Below are 24792 nucleotides of genomic sequence, written 5' to 3'. Positions count from 1 at the left end.
GCTTTCAGTAGTCATCGCTCATGGGCTACCGACTCACAAGGTTCGGTCTCTTGCCAGCACTGCCACTCCCCCGGGCAATGCGTCACCCGTGCTCACCAAGAGCGGAGCCGACCGTCATAACCGCCCTCGGGCCGCGCCGGTCCGGCTGGCGGCCGATCGGGATTCCGGCCGGCGCAAGGATCAGCAGCGCCACCGAAAACGCGGCAGCGACCGCCCGGGTGGACCACCCGGTAGACCCGGGTGATGCGGAACAGCAGCATGGGAAACGGCTGATGCGCGCGCTGGACATCACCGGCGCGGTGCGGGCAGGAAGGTCACCACCACGATGCCGGTTCCAGCCGCCGCGCGGACGTCCGACCTGATCGAGCGCGACTTCGTGGCCCCGGCACCGAACCGGGCCTGGGTCGCGGACTCCGCCCACGTCCCGGCCGAGAGGTCCGTCGCCCACGTGAAGGCCATCGCCGTAGGACCGCTGCGACAGCCTGCGGGCCGCACCCGGGGACAGGCTCAGGCCGTAACCCAGGGCAGTCACGGCAGGGCCGAGGAGTTTCGGCGGGCAGCGAGCCGTGCCTTTCGACGACCAGCCGCACACGGCCGTCGTCGTCCCTTCCGTTGGTCTTGTGGAACGCCAGGACGGTGGTGAACATCGGGGCGTAGGGCGGGTAACCGCGCCGCGCGATGTCCTCGTCCGCGTGTTCCAGGAAGGTGATACCCGGTTCGCCGTCGAACTGGGCCTTGAGCGCGTCGGCGCGCCAGTGCGCCGGCTCCTCACTGGCCTCGGTCAGCTTCCGGGAGCGGTTGGCGGAGGTGTCGTAGAGGACGTCCTCCCCGGTGGCGGCGAGCGCCTTGGCGAGGAAGGCGTTGGAGGGGCACGTGCATGTTCCGTGTAGTGCCTCTCGCGCCTGGGCCGAAGAACCCCGGGGCAGTGCACTTGTGTGCCATCACGTGGCACCAAGTGATCGATCGTCAGAAGCGCTGACCAACGGCAGGATGCGTACCGCACAGAGCCGGGCAGCACGCCGGGGGTACGGACCACCGGGACGCCCGAGTCGATCTGCCTGTCTCCGAGGTGATCAGCGCAGCGCTTTCCGGCGTCCCTGCCCGGTGGCCGGGGGCGGTGCGGGGCACGTGCGCGGGTCCTGTCCCTCCCTCGGTGCGGGGTGGGACAGGACCCGCGGACGGGGCGTCAGGGGGTGGTGAGGCCGAACCAGTACTCGAAGGTGTCGAGGAGGGCGTTGAACGTGTTGATCGGGTCGATGGTGCCGCTGGTGATGGTGAGGGAGCCGTCGGCGAGGAGCTGGTCGGGGGTGGCGGCGGCGATGGCGAGCCGGTTGAGGCCGTCGCGGGTGATGCCGTAGACGGCGTCGGTGGTGGCGGGTTCGAGGGTGTCCGGGTACTGGACGAGGACGCCGTTGCGCACGCGCAGGGTGTAGGTGGTGGGGTCGTCCGGGATGCCGCCGGTGACGGTGAGGCCGATGGTCAGGGGCTGTCCGGCGGCGTTCGGCCCGTTGAGGCGGATGCCGAGGTAGTCGAAGAGCATCTCCAGCGGCATCGCGGCGAGCACCGGCGAGGTGATGATCTTCGGTGAGGGCAGGGGGACGGGGCTGTCCACCGGGCGGACCCGCAGTTCCTGGGCGGCGGCGAGGTAGAAGTTGCGCCAGGGGCCGCTCTCGGCCTGGTAGCCGAGCTGTTCGAGGATGTCGGCCTGGAGCCTGCGGGCGCCGGCGTTCGTCGGGTCGGCGAAGACCACATGGGTGAGGAGTTCGGCGGCGAACCGGTAGTCCTCGGCGGTCTTGGCGGTCTCGAAGGTCACCCGGGCGATGTCCACGACCTTGTCCGCGCCGCCGAAGGCCTCGACGTAGCGGGCGCCGGCCTCCTCCGGGGGCAGGGTGTGCAGGTGGGCGGCGTTGCCGTCGTACCAGCCGAGGTAGCGCTGGTAGACGGCCTTGGAGTCGTGGTTGACGGTGCCGTAGTACCCCCGGTTGGACCACTGCCCGGCCAGCGACTCCGGTATGGTGCCGTCGAGTTCCTCGCCGATCTCCGTCATGGTCTGGCCGTGGTTGGCCAGGCGCAGCGACTGGTCGTGCAGGTAGCGGTACAGGTCGGCCTGCGAGGTGAGGAAGGAGCGGATCGTCTCCGGTTCCTCCTCGCTGTTCCAGCGGGGCCAGAAGTGGGAGGCGAAGAGGGAGTCGGAGCGGTCGGCGTACCAGTCGGTGGACTGGATGAGGAACTGCGACCACGCCTTGGCGTCGCGGACCTGGGCGCCACGCAGGCTGTAGAGGTTGTGGAGGGTGGGCGTGGCGTTCTCGGCCATGCAGAGCGAACGGATGTCGGGGAGGTAGAAGTTCAGCTCAGCCGGGGCCTCGGTGCCGGGGGTGAGCTGGAACTCGATGTTCACCGGTCCGAAGGCGTGGACCTTGCCGCGGCCGGCGCGACGGGGGGTGACCGTGAAGGTCGGGGCCAGCAGCCCGGAGGTGCCCAGGGAGTTGTACTTGCCGAGGCCGGCGTCCACCTGCCCCTGCGGGGAACGCTTCAGCAGGGAGCCGTACATGAACTGGGCACGGCGCGCCATGGCGTTGCCCGCGTAGACGTTCTCGCTGACGGCGTGTTCCAGGAAGCCGTCGGGGGCGATGATCTCGACGCCGTCGGGCAGGGTCTTGTCGGCCCAGAGGCCCAGGACGCCGCCGTAGTGGTCGATGTGGGAGTGGGTGAAGATCACCGCGCAGATGACCCGGTCGTCGCCCCGGTGCTCGCGGTAGAGGGCGAGTGCGGCGGCGGCGGTCTCCTCGCTGATGAGGGGGTCGACGACGACGATCTCCCGGGAGGCGCCGGTGGGGTCCTCCAGGAAGGTGATGTTGGACAGGTCCATGCCCCGGACCTGGTAGACGGCGTTCTCGACGACCTCGAACAGGCCCGCGTTCATGTTCAGCACGGCGTTGCGCCACAGGCTCGGGTTGACGGTGTCCGGAGCCTGGCCGGTGAGGAACTTGAACGGTTCCAGCGACCAGGCGGGCAGCGGACCGCCACCCTCCTTCTCGACGGTGAAGTCGGCGGGCAGCGCGGCGACCAGGCCGCGGGAGGCGAAGGAGGCTTCGGTGTCCGAGCTCGGGTCGGGGACCAGGACGGCGGCGTTCAGATCCCTCGTCAGGGCGGTGGCGGGCTGGGTCTGGGCAAGATCGGGAAAAGCCACGAGCGCTCCACACCTTTCGTCAGCAGGGCAGGGGACCGGTACGGCGCGCGGCAGGACCCGGGCGAGGGGCGTGCGAGGCGGCGTCAGGGCATGACGGATGAACCGGTTCCACCGCAGCACCGGCGAACACGGTCCGTAACGATCCGGATGTACACGGTACGGACTGGGTGCGCGCACCTGAAGATCCGTTCCGGACAATCCGTGATCCCGCTGCTCATGCGAGTTGATGGCTGGTCGTCGTGATGCCCCTGGTGCCGGGCTTGCCGATGCGGCCGGTCGTCTTCCGTCCCTGGCGCGGGGTGGGAGTGGCCGTGTCGAGGGAGCCGCAGTCCGTGGCCGGATTTCGGCGCCTGGAGGCGCGTGGGCGGTACGGGCGAAGAGCTACGGCCGGAAAGTCCCGTTGCCGGTGGCAGTGCGCGACCGGCTGGGGCGCTCAGGCTGAGGAGTTCGCCAGGGTGTTCGGGAAGACGGGGCCGGCGGGCCGGTCGCCGGGCAGGCGCGCGCTGGTGACGGTGTTCCAGCCGGCCAAGGGCCTGACGGACCGCCGGGCCGCGGATGCCGTGCGGGACCGGTTGTCGTGGATGTACACGCTGAGCCCGGACCTTGGCGACACCGGCTTCGACGCCGGCACCGCCTCTGACGAGTCCACGAACTGGGCCACCCACCCGGCGAAGCGGCACGGGAGCCGTGACACCGGCCCCCGTGTGCCGAACACAGGCCTCGTCGCCCCAGGGCTGCTCTACGATCCGCGTGAGTAGATCTCGACACGTCGATGCGCGTAAGTGCCGGACAGGGGTGGGGCATTGTCATCGGTGGACGTGGTGCGGGAGTCGGCCGGAGCAGGCCGGGTCGTGCTGTTCGAGGAGTCCGCGAGGGACGGTGCGCAGGCCAAGACCTTGATGAGTGCCGGCTTCCGGGTCCGGCTGGCCCGCGAGCAGGGAGCGGTGTTCGGCGCGGACGGGCCCCGGCACGTGGTGTTCGCAGCCGGCTTCCCCGCCGTGTGCGGGCAGGAGTTCGAGGCGACGCGGCAGGTTGCGCTGGAGGCGCAGGGCTCGGTGAGCCCGTCCGCGATCTGCCGGAGCACGGTGGCGGACGTGCAGCTGGCGCTGAGCGCGGTGCGGGGTGCGGCGCACGCGCGGGTCATGGTGATCGTGGCCGCCTCCGAGGCGACCGCCCGCGCCCTGGTGCACAGCGGCGCCCGTCAGGCCCTGCGCCAGGGTCTGGACGTGGTGAAGGAGGCGGTGGGTCTGGCGGACGGGATCGCGGTGGACGTGTGCCTGGCCGACGCGCCCCGCGCGGACCACGGCCTGGTCGCCGAGTACGCCGGGGCGATGACGGCCCAGGGCGCGGGGACGATCGTGCTGGCCGACACGGTCGGCGACCTGCTGCCCGGCCGGACCCGGACCCTGTTCCAGCGGGTCGCGGCCGGCGCGGGGCCCGAGGCGGTCCTGGTCTCGCACCTGCACAACGACCTCGGCCTGGGCCTGGCCAACACTCTGGCCGCCCTGGAGAGCGGAGTACGGGTGGCGGCGTGCTCGTGGCTGGGCATGGCCGAACGCAGCGGCATGACCGCCACCGAGCAGCTGCTCTTCCTGCTCGCCCACGACCGCGCCAAGGCCGAACAGGTCCTCGGCGCCGGCTGCGAACCGTGGTGGACGCAGCCGGACCTGACCCGGCTTCCGACGATCGCGCTGATGGTGTCCGCAGAGACCGGGGTCCCGCTCACCGTCACCACCCCCATCGTGGGCACCGGCGTCGCCACCATCTCCACTGGCACCCCTTTCACCCACCCGCAGACCTTCCAGCCCTACGACCCCCAGCAGCACCTCGGGCTGGCACCGACCGTGGTCCTCACTCACCTCGCCAGCCGGCGCGTGCTGTGCGCGGTCGCCGAGCGGCTGGGCCACCGACTCGACCCGGCCCAGACCAGCGCCGCCCTGGCCTGGGTCAAGGATCGCGCCTACCGCCTGAACCAAGCCGTCATCGCCGACGCCGACTTCGCCGCCTACCTCGACGGCCTGACCGCCACCGCACCCGGATCATGAACGGACCCGCCCCCATGCCGGCCACCGCCCCGCTCGACACCACCGCCGCCGCACACGCCCTGACCGCCGGACGGGCCGCCGTCCTGCCCAACCCCAGCCCCCTCACCTACGTCGTCACCTCCACCAACCCCCAAGCCGTCAACAACGCCAAAGGCCGCCCCGCCGACCAGGAAGTCGCCCTGTGGGTCCACGACGACACCACATGGACCGACCTCACCACCCACCTGGACCTGACACCGACCGCCCTGCACACCGCGACCACCCTGCTGCGCGACCACCTGGTCACCCTCCTCGTCCCCGTACGCACCCACACACCGCCACCGGCCTGGACCACCCCCGCCCTGCGCGACGGCCACCTCCTCCTCTTCGGCGCCCGCTGGCAACCCCTCACCCCACTGCTCGACCGCTTCCCCCGCCTGTACGTCAGCAGCGCCAACCGCACCGGACACCCCCCGGCCGCCACCGCCCCCCAGGCAGCCGCCATGTTCGGCCCCGACACCCCCGTCACCGACGCCGACACCCTGCGCAACACCGACACCCCCCACGCCGCCACCACCATGCTGCGCATCACCCCCGACGGAGACCTGGCCCACATCCGCCACGGAGCCCAGGACCGGGCCCACGGCAGCGACCCGAACCGCTACCTGGAACACCTCCGCGAGACGACAACCCACTGAAACACCAGACCCCGTCACCCGCCCCGCAACCCCGCACCCCGCGAGCACCTCTCGGACGCCGCGTGACCGCGTCCGACCCAGCGGACTGCACCCCGCAGGCCGGAACCGACCCAGCACCGTCCATCAAGGCTCCTTCCCCGGCCGAACTCCCGCCGGGGCTCGCCCAGCCCGCAGCGGCGCTGATACGGCGAACTGTCCCAGGTAGCTCCACGGCCCCGCTCAGCAACCAAGACAACCCGGATGACCCGACCATGCGTTGCACACCCATGCCAGAAGGACGGCTCCCCTCGGAGCCATGAATCCGCGCGACGGATTCGCCAGAACCGTCAACCACTGCGCCATCACGTGGACAAGAAGAAATCTCCCCTACACCCGATCCTGCTGGCGGGCGGCTTCAAGGTCCGCCTTACTCACGAGCGGGCCGGGCCGGGGCACAGCCATCCGCTGCATGTCGATCGAGCGCCTGCCGCACGAACGGCGCCCCGAGGAGAGTCCCGCTGCGCTGGCAACTCCCCAGGTCAGGACCACCTGGTTGTGTTAGTCGCTGGCGCCAATAGCAGTCCACGTAAACCAGCGGGTGGGACGCGCCCTCAACACTCAGCTTCAGTAAATGCCTTACGCCGGGAGTCTGACTGACTCAGTTATCCACAGCGCGCGGCAGATGGCGTGAGGCTGCGTCGCCGAGTCCCCTTGGTCCGCATGTCGATTCTCCCAATAGAGCCAATATCGCCTTCACTTTCTCGGCAGTCCATGCAGGCGACAACGCAAGCTGCTCCTCAAGCGCCCGGTGCCGGACGGCGGTCTCTCATCAGTGCGGTCCCCCTCGTGCCGCGATCGAGACGGCCGTCGAGGCTGCGCTGGACGCAGTCGCAGACTCGCGATGTGAACTGAGTGTGAAATGAGCGCACGGAGATCGAATTCGGCGAGCGCGCAGCGACCATGGGATCCGCCGAACTCGGCCGCGAACTCGGCGGTGAGACCCCTGTTTCCGCAGGTCAGCGCCTCGCTGACCTGCGGAAACGCTGGCCGGTTCGGCGAGCGGCTTCAAGCGGACCCGGTGCGCTGCTCCCACATCGTGGAAGCGTTCACCTGACCCCGTGAAGGCCCGACTGCGGGGAGTTCGCGCCGTCAGACGGCGGACGGTGGGAGCCGGTCGGGGAGGAGGCGGCCGAGCATCTCCCGTAGCTGCGCCGTCTCGTCCTGGGGCAGGGGCAGCAGCGGCGGTCGTGGCGGCCCGGACGGGCGGTTCTGGATGTCGAGGCCCGCCTTGATGGCCCGGGGAAGGCCGTGGTGGACGATGAACCGCAGGAAGGGCAGCAGCTCCCGCAACAGCGCGTCCGCGCGGTCGTCGTGCCTGCCGACGGCTGCGGCGTGGAGCTCCAGCACCCACTCCGGTACGAGGCAGGGGGCGGCCGTGCACCAGCCGACGGCTCCGGCGCGGAAGGCGTCCAGGGCGACCGGGTTGCTGCCGTTGTAGACGGACAGCTCCCCGTCGGACAGCTCACGGATGGCGCGGAAGCGGGACACCTCGCCCGAACTCTCCTTGACCATGGTGAGGTTGGGGATCTTCCGGGCGAGCGCGACCACCGCCTCCGGGTGCAGGTCCACACCGCTGGTACCGGGGTTGTTGTAGAGCATCATCGGCAGGTCGGTGGCACGGGCCACCTCGCTGTAGTGGCGGGCGAGTTCGTCCTCGGTCAGCTTCCAGTACACCTGAGGCAGCACCATGATCGCGGTGGCGCCGTGGCGGGCGGCCACGCGGGCGCGGCGGACCGTGCCCCCGGTGCTCCAGTGGGAGACGCCGACGAGGGTCGGCACCTGCCCGGCCACCGTGCCGAGGGTGGTCTCACAGACCGCGTCCCACTCCTTGTCCGTCAGGTAGGCGCTCTCGCCGGTGCTGCCCAGCGGAGCGACGGCGTGGCTGCCGGCGGCGACGAGGTCGCCGGTGAGGCTTCGCAGCGCGGGCAGGTCGACCTCGCCGGTGACGGCGTCGAAGGGGGTGACCGGGTAGGAAATGATGCCCGTCAGGAGCGGGTTGGCCATCAGAGTTCCACCTGTCCGGTCACGCAGTCGGGGTGGTTGCGCAGCGCCTTGCGCGCGTAGTACTCGAAGTTCGCCCTGCTGCGCCGGTCGGTGGAGGTCCAGTCGTGGGCCTCACGGGCCAGCGCCGGGTCCAGGGGCCGGATGGTCCCCGCCGACATCGCCAGCAGCTGCAGGCGGGCGGCCCGTTCGATGAGCAGCGCCAGGGTGCACGCCTCCTCGACCGTGGAGCCCGTCACCAGCTGGCCGTGGTGGGCCAGCAGGATGGCCCGCTTGTCGCCGAGGGCGGCGGAGATGATCCTGCCCTCCTCGTTGCCCACCGGCACGCCCGGCCAGTCCTTGAGGAAGGCGCAGTCGTCGTACAGCGGTGTCGTGTCCATCTGGGAGACCACCAGCGGCACTTCCAGCATGGCGAGTGCGGCCGTGTGCAACGGGTGCGTGTGGATGATGCAGTTGACGTCCGCGCGCTCCCGGTAGATCCAGGAGTGGAAGCGGTTGGCGGGGTTGGGCATGCCCTCCCCCTCCAGGACTTCCAGGTCCTCATTCACCAGCAGCAGGTTGTCCTCGGTGATCTCGTCGAAGCCCAGCCCCAGCCGCTGGGTGTAGTAGGTGCCCGGCTCCCGCCCACGGGAGCTGATCTGCCCGGCGAGGCCCGAGTCGTGGCCGCCGTCGTAGGCGATCCGGCAGGTGAGCGCCAGCTTCTGGCGCGTGGTCAGTTTCGAGTCCCCGAAGTGCCGGTCCATCTGCCGCTCGGCGCGGTCGACGAGGACGTCCTTCGAGTCCTGCAGCGTTTTCGCCATGTGTCCCTGCTCCCGTTCTCCGGCCCTGCCCCGGTGGCAGGGCCTGCGTCCGGAGCCGCAGCTCCGGGGGAAACGTTGTTCACGATAGGACACAAGGTTTCCTGCGACAAGAGCGACCACCCACCCGGGGCAGGCGCCCGCAGGCCCGGCACCCCAAGGGAAGCCCGCGACAGACGCCGGCGGGCCGCGCCTCCCGGGTGTGCCGGTCGCGCCGCGGCGTAGCATTGTTCGCTATAGGACACAACGTGTCATCGGGAGCGGACTGCACGCTCCACACCGCACGGCCCCGTCGATTCAGGGGCACGGGAGAGGAAGACGCCAGTGATCAACCGGGTACGCCGGCTGCGCAAGGAACGGCTGATGACCCTGGAGGCGCTGGCCGAGCGGTCCGGCGTCACCAAGAGCTACCTGTCGAAGGTTGAACGCGGGCAGAGCGTTCCCTCGATCGCCGTGTGTGCCTCCCTGGCCAAGGCCCTCGAAGTCCCCCTGGACAGCCTCTTCGCCGACGCCGACGAGCTGAGCGAGGTCACCGTCACCCGGGCCGCGGAACGCCAGGCCCTGACCTCGCCGGACGAGCCCGGCACCCGCTACGAGGGCATGGCACTCGACGCCGGCGCCAAGGGCATGACCCCGTTCATGCTCTACCCGCCGCTCGACGACGGCCCCGCCGTCTTCCGGGACCACCCCGGCGAGGAGTTCGTCTTCGTCCACGCGGGACGGGTCGAACTGGTCCTCCCCTCGCGCGCGATCACGCTCGACCCCGGCGACTGCGCCTACTTCAAGGCCACCACACCCCACCGGCTCCGCTCCCTGGGAACCAGGCGCGCCACCGTCCTCCTCCTGGTCTCCAGCGACTACGGCACTCCGGACGGCGCCTGGCCCCCGCACTCCCGCTTGCCGTGAGGCGCACCGGCGACCGGGCACGACCTACAGGGGCGCCTCCGGCCTGCGGAAACGCCGTTCGGTCTCTCGTCGTTTCCGCAGGCCAGAGGCATGTTTGATCAGAAATGTGACCTGTAGGGGCCAATGCGCAAGGCACTGGCCCACCCGCGCGGAAGAGCGGTCAGCAGGTGAGGACCGGGCCCGCCCAGTCGGCGTGGTCGCTGTTGTTGCCGTCGCCGCCGTCGGTGACGACGAGGTGGAGCTCGTTGGCGCCGGTGAGGTCGGCGGTGAGGTGCTTGGCGCCGGCGGTGGCGTTCAGTACGCCGCTGTCGGCGACCTTGGTGCCGTCCTTCCAGATCTGGAAGGCGACGGTGCCGCGGCCCATGGCTTCGGCGTCGACGCCGACGTCGGTGGTCAGCGAGGTGCAAGTGCCGCCGAGGTAGTAGACGATCTCGCTGAACGCGTTGGTGCCCAGGCCCTTGGCGTAGGTCGCGCCGTTGATGGTGATGGTGTGTCCGTCGCCGGACTGGTTGTCGCCGTTGCTCATGTCCTTCTCGACCTGGCCCCAGCCGTTGCTCGCGGAGGTCCAGGTGAGGTCGGAGAGCTGGTGGGCGCCGGCGGCGGGGCCGTTGCCGCAGGCGATCTTGGCGTCGGCCCAGTCGGCGTGGTCCCAGCTGGTGCCGTCGCCGCCGTCGGTGACCGCCAGGCGCAGGGTGGTGGCGCCGGTGAGGTCGACGGTGAGCTTCTTGGCCGGGTCCTTGCCGGTGAGCTTTCCGCTGTCGGCGGCGAGGGTTCCGTCCTTGAATATCCGGAAGACGGCGGAGCCGTTGCCGGACGTCTCGTCGTCGATGCCGACGCTGGTCACCAGGTTCTTGCAGGTACCGCCGAGGTTGAAGCTGATGTCGCTGGCGGCGTTCGTACCGATGCCCTTGGCGTACGTGGTGCCGCGGATGGCCAGGGTGCGGCCGTCACCGGCGGCCCAGTCGCCGTTGCTGTGGTCGCGCTCGGCCGGGCCCCAGCCGTTGGCCTGGGCGAGGAACGGCAGGTCGCTCAGGTAGCTCATGCCGGTGGGCGGCGGGACGGGCACGCTCGGGGTGACCCGGAACATCGCGGTGCCGTGGCCGGGGACCGTGGCGCTGATCGTCCCGGTGCTGATGGTGGTCTTCTTCGCCCACAGGTCCTTGACCGTGTACGAGGGCGCGCCGGCGATACCGACGGCCTGCACGGTGGTGGTGATGGTGGCGTCGTAGGAGCCCTCGTTGGTGAGGGTGACCGCGCGGCTGCCGTCGGCCAGCGGCTTCGACATGACGACCAGGCCGTTGTCGCTGGAGACCACCGAGCCCTGCTTGCCCAGCGGATCCTGGTCGATCGCGATGACGTCGGCGTTGGTGAGGATGTCGAACGTCTCCTGCTTGGCGGTGCGCAGGTCGGCGCCGATCAGCAGCGGTGCGGCCATCTCGGCCCAGAGGCTGAAGTGGGTCCGGTACTCGGTGCCGGTCATGCCGCCGTTGCCGACCTCCAGCATGTCCGGGTCGTTGAAGGCGCCGGGCTTGGCGTAGGCGGACAGTCCCTGGTTGGCGTGCGCGATGGAGATCATGCTCTGCCAGGTGTCGCTGATGTCGCCGGTGGTGCGCCAGGAGTTGCCGACCGGCTGAGCCCAGTTCCACGGGCCGCTGGAGCCCCAGTCGCAGATGCTGTAGAGGATCGGCCGGCCGGTCTTCTTCAGCGCGTCGCCCATGGCCTTGTAGCGGGTCTGTGCGTCGACGCCCATGTTGTTGCAGTTGTCGTACTTGAGGTAGTCGACGCCCCAGGAGGCCCACAGGTCGGCGTCCTGCTGCTCGTGGCCGAGGCCGCCCGGGAAGCCCTGGATGTCGCAGGTGTGGATGCCGGCGCTCGAGTAGAGGCCGAACTTCAGGCCCTTGCCGTGGACGTAGTCCGCGAGCGCCTTGATGCCGTGCGGGAACCGGACCGGGTCGGGCACCAGGTTGCCGGACAGGTCCCGGGAGGGCATCGCCCAGCAGTCGTCGAGGTTGATGTACTGGTAGCCGGCCGCCTTGAGGCCCTTGCTGACGAACAGGTCGGCCATGCCCTTGACCAGGTTCTCGTTGAACTGGGATCCGCACCAGGTGGTGTTCCAGTTGTTGAAGCCCATCTGGGGGGTCAGGTTGATGCCGTTGTCGAGCGCCATCGCCGGTGGGGCGGTGGCGAGTTGGGCGCCGGCGACGAGCGCGCCGCCACCGGTCAGCAGGGTGAGGGACGTTAACGCCGCGCTGATGCGGCGGGACAGTTTTGCGCGTACGGATTGCAAGGTTCCTCCCCGGGAACGGACATGCGGGACTCGACCACACGGAAAGTGGATCGCTGTGGGTCCGGCGCGTCAGGACAGCAGGCTCCAGGACTGGCCTGCGGCCGATCCGTCGGGCTGGTCGAGGACGACGGCGGACGTGGGTGTGGACTGCGGGGCGTCCAGTGCGAGGCCGGTGGCCACGTTGGTGATGGTCAGCGCACCGGTGGCGGTGTTCTGGACGACGCGCCACTTCTGGTGGGGGCTGTTGGGGTCGTAGCTGTTCAGGACCCACGCCGGATTGCCGGGCGTGGCCGGCCCGGTCAGGGTGCCGTGGACCTGGGTGCCGGTGTAGCAGTCGTCGGTGATGTGCACCGTGCCGTCACCGTTGGCGTCGAAACGCCACCGCTCCGAGGTGTGCCAGTCCCACCAGGTGTTGATGTCGGTGGTCGAGCCGTCGGGGGCGCTGCACGTGCCCCGGACCTCCAGGACCTGGCCGCCGGTGCCGCCGGCGCTGATGCCGTGGTAGCGGCCGTCGCCGATCACCGTCGCGGGGACGGTGACGGGCAGGGCCTTGAGCCGGTACATGGCCACGCCGTGCGGGGCGACCGAGGCGCCGAGCGTGTCGGTGACGTTGCCGGTGGCGCCGGTCCACAGCTCCTTGGAGGAGTAGCCGGGGCCCGTCAGTCCGAGTGCGCTCAGGGTGGTGGAGACGGTCCGGGCGGAGTTCGGGTCCTGGTTGACCAGCAGGACGGCGGTGTCGCCGTTCGCCAGCTGCCGCTTGAGGACCAGCGGGGCGGTGGGGCTGTTCGGCGGGTTGCCGACCAGGGTGGCGGGCTTGGCGAGGCTGTCCTGGTCGACGGCGATGACGTCGGCGTTCTTGTAGATGGCGAGCGCGGAGTCGCTGATGCCCGTGGACCAGGTGTAGCCGCGGTCGCTGTGCTGGGATTCGGCGGCGGTGCGCAGGTCGGCGCCGGAGATCAGCGGGGCGGCCGCCATGGCGAGGATCGACATCTCGCTGCGCGATTCGGTGTCGTTCATCGGCTTGTGGCAGGTGCAGGTGTCGGTGGTGCCGTAGAGGCCGTAGGGGTCGAGCCAGCCGGCGAACATCATGTCCATGTCGTTCCAGCTGCCCGGCCGGACGTTGCCCGGATACTGCAGCGCGGTCTGCAACTGGCCGTTGTAGAGCACGCCTTCCAGGTCCGGACCGCGGTCGCCGCCGATCCGGCAGAGGTTCGCGACCTGACCGCACCAGATGCCGGTCGGCGCGTAGCCGGGGGCCTGCCGGGCGGGGGTACCGGCCGCCCGGATCACCGGGTCGGTGCGGGCGGGGTCGTCACCGGCCAGCAGGTACGGGAGGCCGGTGTGCACGGGCTGCGCGGACACGCTCAGCGTGACGCGCGGTCGGCCCCGGGCGGCGGAGGCCGCGTCCAGGGCGCGCTGGAAGTCCTGGGTGCGGGCGTAGATGGAGCGGGTCAACTCCCGGCCCTCGCCCTGGGTTCCGTAGTTGTACCCGTCCGGACCGGTGATCGGCGGGCCGTAGGGGCAGTCGTCGTACTTGACGAAGTCGACACCCCAGGCGACGAAGTCGGCGGCGTCGGTCGACTCGTGCCCGAGACTGCCCGGGTGCCCCTGGCAGGTGGTGTAGGTGCCGGTGGCGTAGAGGCCGAACTTCATGCCCTTGCTGTGGGCGTACCACGACAGGTACTGGATGCCGTTCAGGGTCTGCCCGTTGACGGTGTGCGCCGGGAAGTGGTTCGGGTCCGGTATCAGGTGTCCCGTCGTCAGGTCGAAGCCGTTGCCGTCGGTACCGCTGACGGGGTTGCGGTTGGCGTCGTACAGCTGCATCGCGCCGTAGGAGTTCTTGACGAGGTCGGTGGTCTGGCCGTCGCGGTGGGACAGCGACCAGCCGTCGTCGATGGTGACGGTGTCGTAGCCGGCCGCCACCAGGCCCTTGGACGACATGAAGTCGATGGTCTGGACGACCTGCTGCTGGGTCACCGCGGTGCCCAGGATGTTCCAGGAGTTCCACCCCATCGGCGGAGTGAGGGCGTTGCCGTTGTCGAGGGCCGCGGCGGGGGCGGAGCCGGCGACGACGGCCGTGAGGCCGGATGCCGCGAGGGACAACGCCGCGAGGGCGTGCAGCAGGGTGCGGGGCATGGATGGACGCATGGGGGCGCTCCAGGTGAGCCTGCGGGGGTGTGACATGCCGGTGGGTTCTGTTGAATCCATCTCCAGAGATCGACGGCTGGAGGAATTTTCAAACAGAAAGCAACGCATGGTAGCCAGATCGGAAACAAGCACTCAAGACCTCGAACACGCCGTCTTCAGGAAGCTTCAGGCCGAACTGCCGTTGAATGCAACGGATAACCTCACGGGCGGATGTCCACGCACCCGCCCTCTTGACATGCCCGTGCAATGGCACTGAGATATGTCGGGTCGCGTTTGAGCATGTTGGTTTCTGGTGGTTTGACGGGCCGCCGGAGCCTGTGCGCGACGGAGTCAGGAGCCCCCTCCCCCTCTCGCGTCCGACGAAAAGGAGCCTCCCCTCATGTCCCGTGCCATCAACTGCCGTGCCGCCGCAGGACTCCTGCTCGCCCTGGGCCTGACCACCACCGCCTGCTCCACCGGCCAGGAGTCCACCTCCGGCGCCCCCGCGGTCGCCCCGGTCGGCGGAAAGATCTCGATCACCTACCTGCAGAAGCAGGGCGACCAGGAGTACTTCGTCGGCGAGGCGGCCGGCGCGAGAGCGAAGGCCGCCGAACTGGGCATCGACATCAAGGTGGTGAACCTCGGCAACGACGCCAACAAGACCATCAGCGAGGTGCAGTCCGCGATCGCGCAGAAGACCAACGGCGTCATCGTGGTCGTGCCCGACCCGGCCGTCGGCCCGCAGGTCGTGCAGACCGCGCGGGACGCGAAGATCGCCCTGCTCACCTCGGACGACCAGGTCTGCGCCACCGGACCGGACCCGGCGAAGTGCGCCAAGTCCGACCTGGTGCCGCGGATCGGCTTCTCCGGCGCGCAGATGGGCGGCGAGGTCGGCAAACGCGCCGCCGAGGAGTTCAAGAAGGCCGGCTGGAACGCCGCCGACACCCGGATCATCTCCGCCTGGAAGCAGGACGTCACCGTCTGCGGCGACCGGGTCAAGGCCGCCAAGGAAGCCTTCGACTCCGCCGTCCCCGGGGTCCGGAACATCGACGTCGCCACCGACAACACCCCGACCGGCGCCCAGGACAAGGTCGCTGCGACGGTCACCGCCAACGCCGGGGTCAAGCACTGGGTGGTCTGGGGCTGCAACGACGAGAACGTCCAGGGCGGCGTCACCGCCCTGCAGAACGCCGGCGTCAGCCCCGGCGACATCGACGGCGTGGGCCTCGGCGCCTACCTCGCCTGCAAGAGCTGGACCGGCGGCAAGCCCTCCGGGATGAAGGCCGCACTGTTCATCAACGGCAAGGACGTCGGCGCACTCGCCGTCCAGACCATGTACGACCGGCTGAAGAACAACAAGGAGATGCCCGCCGAGGCGTTCGCCCGCACCACCATGGTCGACGCCGCCACCTGGCAGGGCGCCGGCGTCACCTGCAACTGACCGTCGTTCCCCGCGGTCGCCGGTGGGGCCGGCGGCCGCCTCCACTCCTCCGCTCCACTCCTTCGCTCCATTCCTGAGGTGACCCAGTGAACAGAGCACGCCCCTCGACCCCGATCTCCCGACCGCCCTCCATCGCCGGGGCGCGGGTCGAGGGGATCACCAAGCGATTCGGCGCGGTGCAGGCCCTGAGCGACGTGACCCTCGACCTCCCCAGCGGCAGAGTCACCGCCCTCATGGGTGAGAACGGGGCCGGCAAGTCCACTCTTCTGAAGATCCTCGCCGGCGACCACCGGCCGACCGAGGGTCGCGTCCTCCTGGACGGGCGACCGGTCGACCTGCGCTCCCCGGCCGACGCACGGGCCGCCGGCATCCGGATCATCCCGCAGGAACCCGAGATCATCCCGCACGTCCCGGTCGCCGAGAACGTCTACGCCGGGTCCCTGCCCCGCCGGGCCGGCCGCCGCCTCGACCGGGCCGAGCTGCGCCGCCGGATCACCGCGGACCTCACCCGGTTCGGTTTCGCCGACGTCCTGGAACCCGATCTGCTCGGATCACAACTGACGGCTGCCCAGCGCCAGTTGGTCGAGATCATGCGAGCGCTGACCGGCGGAACCGCCGCCCGGGTCATCGCGTTCGACGAGCCGACCTCCTCGCTGTCCGAGCACGAGGTCGACGCGCTGTTCGCACTGATCAACCGCTTGCGCGACCAGGGCGTCGCCGTCGTCTACGTATCGCACCGGATGCAGGAGATCTTCCAACTCGCCGACCGCATCGCCGTCCTGCGCGACGGAGCCCTGGTCGGCGTCCAGGACGCCGGGACCACCACCGAAGGCGACCTGGTACGCCTGATGGTCGGCCGCGACCTGTCGGCGATGTCCGTCCGCCGGTCCGTCGTCACCGACCGGGTCGTCCTGGACGTCCGTGACCTGACGACGGACCGGGTCCACGGCATCGACCTGCGGATCCACGCCGGCGAAGTGGTCGGCCTCGCCGGACTGATCGGCGCCGGACGCTCCGAACTCGCCCTCGCTCTCGCCGGGGACCTGCCCGTCCGCTCCGGCAGCGTCACCCTGGACGGGCAGCCGCTGCCGTCCGGCAACCCCGGAGCGGTGATCCGCGCCGGCCTCGGCCTGGCCCCGGAGGAACGGAAGGCGCAGGCGCTGTCCCTGCACCGCACGATCCGGGACAACACCTCCATCGCGGTGCTGGAGCGACTGCGCCGCTTCCGCTTCGTCAGGCGAGGAGCGGAACGCGACCTCGCCCAGGAGTACACCGACCGCCTGCGGGTCCGCGCACCGTCCGTCGAGCACGAGGTCCGCAAGCTCTCCGGCGGCAACCAGCAGAAGGTCGTCCTCGCCCGCTGGCTCGCCCGCAAACCCAAGCTGCTGATCCTCGACGAGCCCACCCGCGGCATCGACGTCGGCGCCAAGGCCGAGATCTACCGGATCATCGCCGACCTCGCCGAACAGGGCATCGCCCTGCTGGTGATCTCCTCCGAACTGCCCGAACTGCTCGGCCTCGCCGACCGGATCGTCGTCATGCAGAACGGCCGCACCACCGGCGAGCTGAACCGCGCGGAAGCCACCGAGGAGGCCGTCCTCGCCCTCGCGATGGCCGATGACATCAGCACAAGCGCCCCAGGAGCAGCCTCATGACAACCGCCACCACACCGCCTGCCGTCTCGGACGACGGAGGCCGGCGCCGGCCCGCCGCGAGGATTCCCGTCCTGGGCGCCGTCGGCGGGCAGAACCTCAGCCTGATCGGCGCCCTGGCCGCGGTCCTCACCGTCTTCGGCCTCCTCAACGACAACTACCTCAGCCTCACCAACATGCAGGTGATCGCCGAGGCCGCCACCATCACCGGCCTGCTCGCCGTCGTCCAGACCGTCGTCATCATCTGTAGCGGACTCGACATCTCGGTCGGCTCCCAGGCGGGCGTCGCCTCCGTCGTCAGCGCCATGGCCTTCACCTCCGCCGGCTCCAACGCCTTCGCGGGCATGGCCGCCGCCCTCGCCGTCGGCCTGCTGATCGGCATCCTCAACGGCGCGGTCATCGTGTACGGCCGGGTCAACCCCACCATCGCCACCCTCGCCGGCCTCGCCGCCTACAAGGGCCTCGCCCAACTCCTCTCCGACGGCCGGGCCCAGGGCTACGTCCTCAACAACGCCTTCTTCGTCTTCCTCGGCCGGGGCAGGATCGCCGGACTCCCCGTCATGGTCTGGATCCTCATCGCCGTCGCCCTCGCCGTCCACGTCCTGCTCACCTACACCGACATCGGCCGCAACGTCTACGCCATCGGCGGCAACGACACCGCCGCCCGCCTCGCCGGCATCAACATCAACAAGTACCTGGTCGCCGTCTACGCCCTCATCGGCACCGTCGCCGCCATCGCCGGCATCCTGCTCACCGCCCGCACCGGCAGCGGCCAGCCCACCTCCGGCAGTGAAGGCCTCGAACTCAAGGCCATCACCGCCGCCGCCCTCGGCGGCTGCGCCCTCAAAGGCGGCAAGGGCACCATCGGCGGCACCCTCCTCGCCGTCGCCCTCCTCGGCGCCCTCGAGAACGGACTCACCGTCCAGGGCATCAACTCCTTCTGGCAGAACGTCGCCCAGGGCGCGCTGCTCGTGGTCGCGGTCGTCATCCAGCAACGCCGCACCAGGGAACGCGCCGTCGGCCTCCCCGCCTGACGCGGAGGGCCGTCAGAGGCCGAGGATGCGGACGAGGCGGGCGGGAAGGTCGGGGTCGATGGGGAGGCCGGTGACGAGTTGGCGGTAGAAGACCGCGCCGGCCAGGGCGTCCATGAAGAGCTCGACGTCGGTGTCCGGGGGCAGGTCGCCTCGGGTGATGCCGCGGTGGATGACGGTGGCGCAGTTGGCGCGGCGTTCGGTGAGGAAGGCCGAGCGAAAGGCGTCCAGGGCGCCGGGGCGGCCGGCCAGGTCGGCGATCAGGGCGGGCATGGTCGCACCGGCGGGGGTGGCGGTGTAGTTGGCGATGGTGCCGCGCAGCCAGGTGGTCAGGTCGTCGCGGGTGTTTCCGGTGTCCGGGAGCGGGCCGGTGTCCATCCGGGAGGCGAGGGCGTCCGCCACCAGGGCCGCCTTGTCGGGCCACCAGCGGTAGAGGGTGCTCTTGTGGACGCCGGAGGTGGTGGCCACGCCTTCGACGGTGAGTCGCGCGTAGCCGGTCTCGCTGAGCAGGGCGAGCGTGGCGTCGAGGACCTGGTCGCGGCTCCGGGGGCCTTTGGGCTGCGAGGGGGTGGGCGGTGGGGTCATGTGGTCCACCCTGCCATAATGCGACGCGACGTCGCGTCGCATTTGGAGGATTGATGCGCTTCGCAGTGTTCGCCGGATCCGCCACCGGCACCCGCACCGAGTACGCCGCCCTGGCGGCCGCCCTGGGCACCACGCTGGCCCGCCGGGGCGTCGGCATCGTCTACGGGGGTGGAAAGGTCGGGCTGATGGGCGCGCTGGCCGACGCCGCGCTCGCCGCCGGCGGCGAGGTCGTCGGGATCATGCCGAAGGCCCTGGTGGACAAGGAGATCGCCCACCGCGGCCTGACCCGCCTGCGGGTGGTTGAGGACATGCACCGGCGCAAGGCCGCGATGGCCGAGGCGGCGGACGGGTTCATCGCACTGCCCGGTGGCGCCGGCACCCTGGAGGAGCTGTTCGAGGCGTGGACCTGGCAGCAGCTCGGGCTCCACACCAAGCCCGTCGCACTGCTCGGCCCGCCCGGTTTCTGGCAGCCGCTGACCGCGCTCGCCGACCACCTGGTCGACACCGGCTTCGTCCGCCCCACGTACCGGAACCTGATCACCGGGACGGACCCCGGGGCCCTGCTCGACGCCATGGCCCGGTGGCAGCCGCCGACGCCCAAGTGGGAGACCCCGTCGGCGGACGACGCGCTGCTGGACTCCGTGGGCTGGATCTGCGTCCGCGACCGGCGGCTGCTGGCCGTCCGGACACACGGCAAGGACGCCTTCTACCTCCCCGGCGGCAAGTTGGAGCCCGGAGAGACCCCGGCCCGGGCGCTGGCCCGGGAGCTGCGCGAGGAACTCGGCCTGACCTGCGCACCCGAGCGGCTCGCCCACGCCCACACGGTCGAGGCCCCCGCCCACGGCCGCCCCGGCGTCCGACTGCGCATGCACTGCTACACCGGCCCGGCCGACGGTATGCCCACCCCCGGCGCGGAGATCGCGGAACTGGCTTGGCTCACCGCCGCCGACACCGACCGCTGCGCGCCCGCGCTGCGGGAGGTGATGGCCCGACTCGATCTGGCCTCGTAGCGCGGGTCCGGGCCGCGGTGTCAGCGGCGGTGACGGGAGTGGCGGCTCGGGATCAGTGGGAGAGGCGGGCGACGAGTTCCAGTTCGTCCGCCAGGAGGGCCGGGTCGCGGGGGCCGAGGTGGGGGGCGCTCAGGGAGCGGACGCGGAAGCGGTTGTGGGGGGTGACCTCGTCGGCCTCGCGGATCATGAGGTCCTGGAGGGAGAGGGGGATGGTGTGGTCCTGGGTGTAGCGGACGAAGGTGCGGGGGACGCGGCCCCAGGTCGCCGGGAGGCCGCGGGCGTCCTCGGTCAGGCCGATGGACGCGGACTCGTCCGGCTCCAGGATGTTCATCAGGGTTCGGACTTCGGCGTCCGTGCGGTCGGCGGCGAGGGAGTCCTTGACGATCGCGAAGAAGGCGGGGTCGGCGGAGCGCCAGTTGACCCGGTTGACGCCCAGCTCCGGCGGTGTCCGGACCGGGGGAATCCGGAACATGGAGCTGCCGGCCCCCTCGGGGGTCAGCACCAGTTGCAGCACCGAGGGGTGCTTGGTCGGGCAGAACGCGGAGGTGTACACCAGGTGCGCGATCAGCTCGGGCACCTGGTTGGCGACCGCGTTGAGAGTGGCGCCGCCGAGGCTTGCGCCGACCAGCACGACGGGGCCGTTGCGGCGCGCCCGCCGGACCGTGGCGATGACGTGGGCGGCGAAGTCGGCCAGCGTCACCTTGGACAGCGGGGACGGCTCGGTGCGCAGCCGGTCGAGGTCCTGCGGGGACTGGTAGGACTCGGGGAGGTACGCGCCGAGGCCGTGTCCGGGCAGGTCGACCGCGATCGCGCGGTGTCCGCGCAGTCCCAGTTCGCGCAGCAGGGGCTGCCAGGCGAAGGAGTTGCTGCCCGAGCCGTGGACGAGGACGAAGGTCGGGGCGCCGCGCCCGGGCCCGTCCGCGTGCGCGGCGGGGGTGGCTGCGCCGAGGGCGGCGATCGTCCCCGCGCCGGCCACGGCCGCCTTCAGCGCGCTGCGCCGCGACGTCCCACCGGCCTGCGCGTTGCTGTGCTGTTCCTTGGTCATTTACGGCCTCCCCCTTGAGAGTTGAAGGTTCTCGACGGATTCTTTCAGCCCTGACAACAGAGAACCGGACGGGGCTACCTCGCGTGCAGGGCGGCCACCACGGTCATGCGGCCGACGCGGCGGGCGGGGAGGACGGCGGCGGCGAGGCCGATCAGGACGGTCAGGGCGAGGGAGGCGAGGACGAGGGGGATCGGGGGGCCGCCGACGGTTCCGACGGTGGAGGTGACGGAGCGGGCGGCGGCCCAGCCGTAGGTCAGGCCGAGGGTGGTGCCGGCCAGGGCTGCGGCGAGGGAGAGGAGCAGGGCTTCCAGCGTGAGCATGCGGCGCAGTTGGCGGCGGGACATGCCGATGGCGCGGAGCATGCCGATCTCGCGGGCGCGTTCGCTGACGCTGAGCATCAGGGTGGCGGCGACTCCGAGGCCGGCGATGGCGACGGAGAAGGAGAGCAGGGCCATGCTGACCTGGGTCATCCGGTCGAGGAGGGTGCGGAGGGTCTGGGCCTGGGCGGCGGTGTCGGTGACCTGGATCCCGGGGTGGCCGGCCAGTGCGCGGTCCATGGCGCGGCGGGTGGTGAGGTGGTCGGTGCCTTCGGCGGGGCTGATCCAGACGGTGGTGGTGGGTGCGCCGGGGGCGATGCGGTCGAGGGTGGCGGGGGTGACCAGCAGGTAGGCACCGCTCTGCAGGGTGAAGGGCAGGCTGCTGCGTCCGGGGGCGGCGCGGAGGGCGGTGGCGGGCTGCCCGGGGGCGGTGACGCGGATGTCCTCCGGTCCGCCGCCGAGGCCGCTGAGCGCCGTTCCGTCGGGCAGGGTCCGCGCTCGGTCGACGCCGTCGGCGCGGGGGTTGAGGCCGGTCGGGTCGACGGCCGCGAGCAGCGTCGGGTGTCCGTCGACGTCCACGGTGGTGGAGCGGACCCGGGTGACGGCGAGTTCGGGCTGTCGGCCGAGGGCGGCGAGTGTGTCGGCGGGCAGGGCGCCGCCGGCCGCGGGGGTGGCGGCGAAGACACCGGGCTGGCGGGCGGAGACCACCGGCACCAGGGAGTTGGAGGTGATGTCGAGGGCGGTGACGGCGCCGACCATGACGGTGACGCCGAGCAGCAGGGCGGATCCGGTGGCGCCGGTCCGGGCCGGGTTGAGGCGCAGTTGCCGGGTGGCGAGCCGTCCGGCGGTGCCGCCGAGTCGGCGGGCCGGGGCGCCGAGGGCGGCGACCACGGCGGGCAGCAGTCGGTGGCTGAGTCGCAGCACTCCGAAGAAGCTGCTGATCGCGCCGAGGGTGACGGCGAGCAGCGACAGCGGCGGAGGTGTCAGCACGCCCAGCACCAGCGAGGCGGCGCCGGCCAGCAGCAGCGCCGCGGACCAGACCGCGGCGCGCAGCCGGGCTGCGGTGCCGCCGATGGCGACGGCGCCGCCGAGTGCGGCCACGGGCGGCACCGCGGAGGCCTGCTTCGCCGGTCCGCGGACGGCCAGCAGGGTGAGCAGCACGCCGAACAGGCCGGCGAGCGCGCAGGTGGCCGGGGCGGGCAGCAGGTCCAGGCGCACCGGCCCGAGGTCGGCGTACCGGGCCAGGCCGGTCGCGGCGGCGCAGAGCCCGGCGCCGAGGAGTACGCCGACGGTCGAGGCGCCGATGCCGAGCAGCAGGCCCTGGCGGCGGATCAGTCGGCGGATCTGGGCCCGGTCGGCTCCCACGCAGCGCAGCAGGGCGAGTTGGCGGGTGCGCTGCGCCAGCATGACGGAGAAGGTGTTGCTGACCACCATGCGCGCCACCGCGAGCGCGATCAGGACGAAGGACAGTGCGGCGATCAGGACCACGCCGTAGAGGGTGGTGCTCTGCCGGGTCGCCTCGGTCACGGAGGCCGCCCGGGTGCGGATCACGGGTGCGTCGCCGAGGGCGGCGCGCAGTGCCTCGGTGGTGTGCGTGCGGGAGGCGCCGGGCTGGAGTCGGACGTCGAGTTGGGCGGCGGTGACGGCGGCGGCGTACTCGCCGACGGCAGCGGCCGGGACGGCGATGATCGGGTGCCCGGCGAGGCTGGGTGCGCCGCGGCCGTCGAGGGTGCCGACCAGGCGGGCGGTGGCGGTGGTGCCGTCGGGGCGGGTGAGTCGGATGTCCGAGCCGGGTGCGGCGTCGAGGCGGTGGGCGGTGTCGCTGTCGAGCAGTGCCTCGCCGGGGGCGTCCGGCCATCGGCCGTCCTTGAGCAGTTGCCAGCGCAGGGCCGGGTCGGCGGCGACGGCGGTCACGGTGGCGGCGTCGAGGGGCTGCCCGTCGGCGGCTTGCAGTGCGCCCTGGCCGGTCAGTCGGAGCGCCACGGCGGCGACTCCGGTGGTCTGTTGGGCGTGGGCGGCCGCAGTGGCGTCCAGGCCGCCGTTGGTGGCGGGCCTGGTGACCTGGATGTCGCCGGGGCCGACCTCGGTGGCGGCGGTCTGGCTGAAGGAGTCCACCAGGGCGCCGCTTCCGCCGACGGAGGCGATCAGGAAGGCCACGCCCAGGGCGATCGCGGCTCCGCTCAGCACCAGCTGCCGCAGTTGCCCGCGCAGCTCGGCCACGGTGTATCGGTAGGTCGTCATCGTTCCTCGGTTCGCACGCCCCTGACCAGTGGTGATGTGGCGCCAGGTGGCCGTCTCCGAGCCTATGGAGGGCGGTGGCGCGGGCCGTAGGCACCAGGTCGTGATCTTGATCGATCCGCAGGGTGAGGGCTTCGTCCGCGCTCTCCTCCTGTGGAGGTACGCCGACCCCGAACGGGTCCCGCGCCCGGCCTGTTGCACACTATGTGCAACTGCAAGTCTGATGCGAGAGTGGTGCGGGCCGATGCCGGAGTCGCCGGTGGTGCTGGGAATCGAGTCGTCGTGCGACGAGACGGGGGCGGGGCTGGTCCGGGACGGGGTGCTGCTCGGGCAGGCGGTGGCGTCGAGCATGGACGAGCACGCCCGGTACGGCGGGGTGGTGCCGGAGATCGCCGCGCGGGCGCATGTGCACGCGATGGCGCCGGTGGTGCGGGAGGCGCTGGGGCGGGCGGGGCTGACACTGGGGGACGTCGGGGCGGTCGCGGTGACGACGGGGCCGGGGCTGTCGGGCGCGCTGCAGGTGGGGGTGGCCGCCGCCAAGAGCTACGCGTTCTCACTCGGGGTGCCGCTGTACGGCGTGCACCACCTGGCCGGGCATGTGGCCGCCGCCGGGCTGGTGGGCGGGCCGCTGCCGGATCCGTGCGTGGTGCTGATCGTCTCCGGCGGGCACACCTCGCTGCTGCTGGTCCGCGATCTGGCCCGCGACCCGATCGTGCATCTCGGCGACACCCTGGACGACGCGGCCGGCGAGTGCTTCGACAAGAGCGCCCGCATTCTCGGCCTGCCGTACCCGGGCGGTCCGGCCATCGACCGGGCCGCCCGGGACGGCGATCCGGCCGCGGTGCGGCTGCCGCGTCCGCTCACCGGGGCGGGCGATGACCCGTACGCGTTCTCGTTCTCGGGGCTGAAGACCGCCGCCGCCCGCTGGGTGGAGGGCCACCGCGCGGCCGGCCGCGAGCTGCCGGTGGCGGACGCGGCGGCGTCGCTCCAGGAGGCGATCGCCGACACGCTGACCCGCAAGGCCGTCCGGGCCTGCGTCGACCACGGCGTCGGGACGCTGGTGGTGGTCGGCGGGGTCGCCGCGAACTCGCGGGTCCGGGCGCTGACCGAGCAGCGCTGCGCGGCCGCCGGGATCACACTGCGGGTGCCGCCGCTGGGGCTGTGCACGGACAACGGCGCGATGGTCGCCGCGATCGGCGACCTGCTGGTCCGTGCCGGTGCCGAGCCCGCGCCGCTGGACGTGTCGATCGACCCGTCCGCGCCGCTGGAGTTCGCCGCACTGACACCGCGGGCCCGGGCAGCCGCCTGACGACCGTCAACTCTCGTACTGCGCCCTGATCGTCGGGGCCTCGACGGCGAGGAACCGGGCCCTGCGGGCAGAGCGGTTCGGGGTCGAGCGATCGT

Annotated in this window: 18 protein-coding genes; 9 read left to right on the top strand and 9 right to left on the bottom strand. The window is 71.4% G+C overall.

Annotated features, from left to right (window positions below):
- Positions 1–288 precede the first annotated feature (288 nt).
- Positions 289–459: a hypothetical protein gene (locus ACFYS8_RS23090; RefSeq protein ID WP_387643558.1), complete on the bottom strand. Its 171-nt coding sequence runs from the start codon at positions 457–459 to the stop codon at positions 289–291.
- Between the two features lie 727 nt (positions 460–1186).
- Entirely contained in the window at positions 1187–3190 is a 2004-nt protein-coding gene (locus ACFYS8_RS23085) for an alkyl/aryl-sulfatase (protein ID WP_387643556.1), read from the bottom strand.
- Between the two features lie 506 nt (positions 3191–3696).
- Between ACFYS8_RS23085 and ACFYS8_RS23080 the strand changes: the two genes are divergently transcribed.
- The 3 genes from ACFYS8_RS23080 to ACFYS8_RS23070 are packed head-to-tail and all read left to right on the top strand — an operon-like array spanning position 3697 to position 5912.
- On the top strand, positions 3697–3948 hold the full coding sequence (locus tag ACFYS8_RS23080) for a transposase (protein WP_387643554.1): 252 nt from the start codon (positions 3697–3699) through the stop codon (positions 3946–3948).
- 54 nt (positions 3949–4002) lie between these two features.
- Positions 4003–5235, top strand: a complete 1233-nt coding sequence (locus ACFYS8_RS23075; RefSeq protein ID WP_387643852.1) for a 2-isopropylmalate synthase — start codon at positions 4003–4005, stop codon at positions 5233–5235.
- A 14-nt stretch (positions 5236–5249) separates the two neighbouring features.
- Positions 5250–5912 carry a hypothetical protein gene (locus tag ACFYS8_RS23070; RefSeq protein ID WP_387643552.1) on the top strand — a complete coding sequence of 221 codons (663 nt, stop codon included), beginning with the start codon at positions 5250–5252 and terminating at the stop codon, positions 5910–5912.
- Between the two features lie 1128 nt (positions 5913–7040).
- Here ACFYS8_RS23070 and ACFYS8_RS23065 read toward each other — a convergent pair.
- Positions 7041–7955 carry a dihydrodipicolinate synthase family protein gene (locus ACFYS8_RS23065; protein WP_387643551.1) on the bottom strand — a complete coding sequence of 305 codons (915 nt, stop codon included), beginning with the start codon at positions 7953–7955 and terminating at the stop codon, positions 7041–7043.
- Positions 7955–8752, bottom strand: a complete 798-nt coding sequence (locus tag ACFYS8_RS23060; protein WP_387643549.1) for an aldolase — start codon at positions 8750–8752, stop codon at positions 7955–7957. The genes ACFYS8_RS23065 and ACFYS8_RS23060 overlap by 1 nt, the downstream gene beginning before the upstream one ends.
- Positions 8753–9073: 321 nt before the next feature.
- Between ACFYS8_RS23060 and ACFYS8_RS23055 the strand changes: the two genes are divergently transcribed.
- Positions 9074–9655, top strand: coding sequence for a helix-turn-helix domain-containing protein (locus ACFYS8_RS23055; RefSeq protein ID WP_387643547.1), 582 nt, complete (start codon positions 9074–9076; stop codon positions 9653–9655).
- Between the two features lie 160 nt (positions 9656–9815).
- Here the strand turns inward: ACFYS8_RS23055 and ACFYS8_RS23050 are convergent, their stop codons facing one another.
- Both ACFYS8_RS23050 and ACFYS8_RS23045 read right to left on the bottom strand, forming a co-directional pair.
- On the bottom strand, positions 9816–11942 hold the full coding sequence (locus ACFYS8_RS23050) for an NPCBM/NEW2 domain-containing protein (RefSeq protein ID WP_387643545.1): 2127 nt from the start codon (positions 11940–11942) through the stop codon (positions 9816–9818).
- A gap of 69 nt (positions 11943–12011) precedes the next feature.
- Positions 12012–14090, bottom strand: coding sequence for an alpha-galactosidase (locus ACFYS8_RS23045; RefSeq protein ID WP_387643543.1), 2079 nt, complete (start codon positions 14088–14090; stop codon positions 12012–12014).
- A gap of 379 nt (positions 14091–14469) precedes the next feature.
- Between ACFYS8_RS23045 and ACFYS8_RS23040 the strand changes: the two genes are divergently transcribed.
- The 3 genes from ACFYS8_RS23040 (at position 14470) to ACFYS8_RS23030 (ending at position 18196) form a co-directional block, all read left to right on the top strand.
- Positions 14470–15510 (top strand): substrate-binding domain-containing protein, encoded by a 1041-nt coding sequence (locus tag ACFYS8_RS23040; protein WP_387643541.1) that lies wholly within the window; start codon positions 14470–14472, stop codon positions 15508–15510.
- A gap of 86 nt (positions 15511–15596) precedes the next feature.
- On the top strand, positions 15597–17165 hold the full coding sequence (locus tag ACFYS8_RS23035; RefSeq protein WP_387643540.1) for a sugar ABC transporter ATP-binding protein: 1569 nt from the start codon (positions 15597–15599) through the stop codon (positions 17163–17165).
- Positions 17162–18196 (top strand): ABC transporter permease, encoded by a 1035-nt coding sequence (locus ACFYS8_RS23030; RefSeq protein ID WP_387643538.1) that lies wholly within the window; start codon positions 17162–17164, stop codon positions 18194–18196. The genes ACFYS8_RS23035 and ACFYS8_RS23030 overlap by 4 nt, the downstream gene beginning before the upstream one ends.
- 12 nt (positions 18197–18208) lie before the next feature.
- On the opposite strand, the gene ACFYS8_RS23025 is transcribed toward ACFYS8_RS23030, so the two are convergent.
- Complete coding sequence (locus tag ACFYS8_RS23025; protein WP_387643536.1) at positions 18209–18778, bottom strand: TetR/AcrR family transcriptional regulator; 570 nt, start codon at positions 18776–18778, stop codon at positions 18209–18211.
- Between the two features lie 53 nt (positions 18779–18831).
- On the opposite strand from ACFYS8_RS23025, the gene ACFYS8_RS23020 reads away from it, so the two are divergent.
- Positions 18832–19788 (top strand): TIGR00730 family Rossman fold protein, encoded by a 957-nt coding sequence (locus tag ACFYS8_RS23020; RefSeq protein WP_387643534.1) that lies wholly within the window; start codon positions 18832–18834, stop codon positions 19786–19788.
- A 52-nt stretch (positions 19789–19840) separates the two neighbouring features.
- Here ACFYS8_RS23020 and ACFYS8_RS23015 read toward each other — a convergent pair whose 3' ends face one another.
- Both ACFYS8_RS23015 and ACFYS8_RS23010 read right to left on the bottom strand, forming a co-directional pair.
- Complete coding sequence (locus tag ACFYS8_RS23015; protein ID WP_387643532.1) at positions 19841–20833, bottom strand: alpha/beta hydrolase; 993 nt, start codon at positions 20831–20833, stop codon at positions 19841–19843.
- Positions 20834–20907: 74 nt separating this feature from the next.
- On the bottom strand, positions 20908–23391 hold the full coding sequence (locus ACFYS8_RS23010) for an ABC transporter permease (RefSeq protein ID WP_387643531.1): 2484 nt from the start codon (positions 23389–23391) through the stop codon (positions 20908–20910).
- Between the two features lie 241 nt (positions 23392–23632).
- On the opposite strand from ACFYS8_RS23010, the gene tsaD reads away from it, so the two are divergent.
- Positions 23633–24697 carry a tRNA (adenosine(37)-N6)-threonylcarbamoyltransferase complex transferase subunit TsaD gene (gene tsaD / locus ACFYS8_RS23005; protein WP_387643529.1) on the top strand — a complete coding sequence of 355 codons (1065 nt, stop codon included), beginning with the start codon at positions 23633–23635 and terminating at the stop codon, positions 24695–24697.
- Positions 24698–24792: the final 95 nt, after the last annotated feature.

Source organism: Kitasatospora sp. NPDC004615 (assembly GCF_042873545.1).
Classification (GTDB): Bacteria; Actinomycetota; Actinomycetes; order Streptomycetales; family Streptomycetaceae; genus Kitasatospora.
The sequence above is the reverse complement of the archived record's forward strand: the minus strand, read 5'-3'. Positions and strand labels throughout refer to the sequence as shown.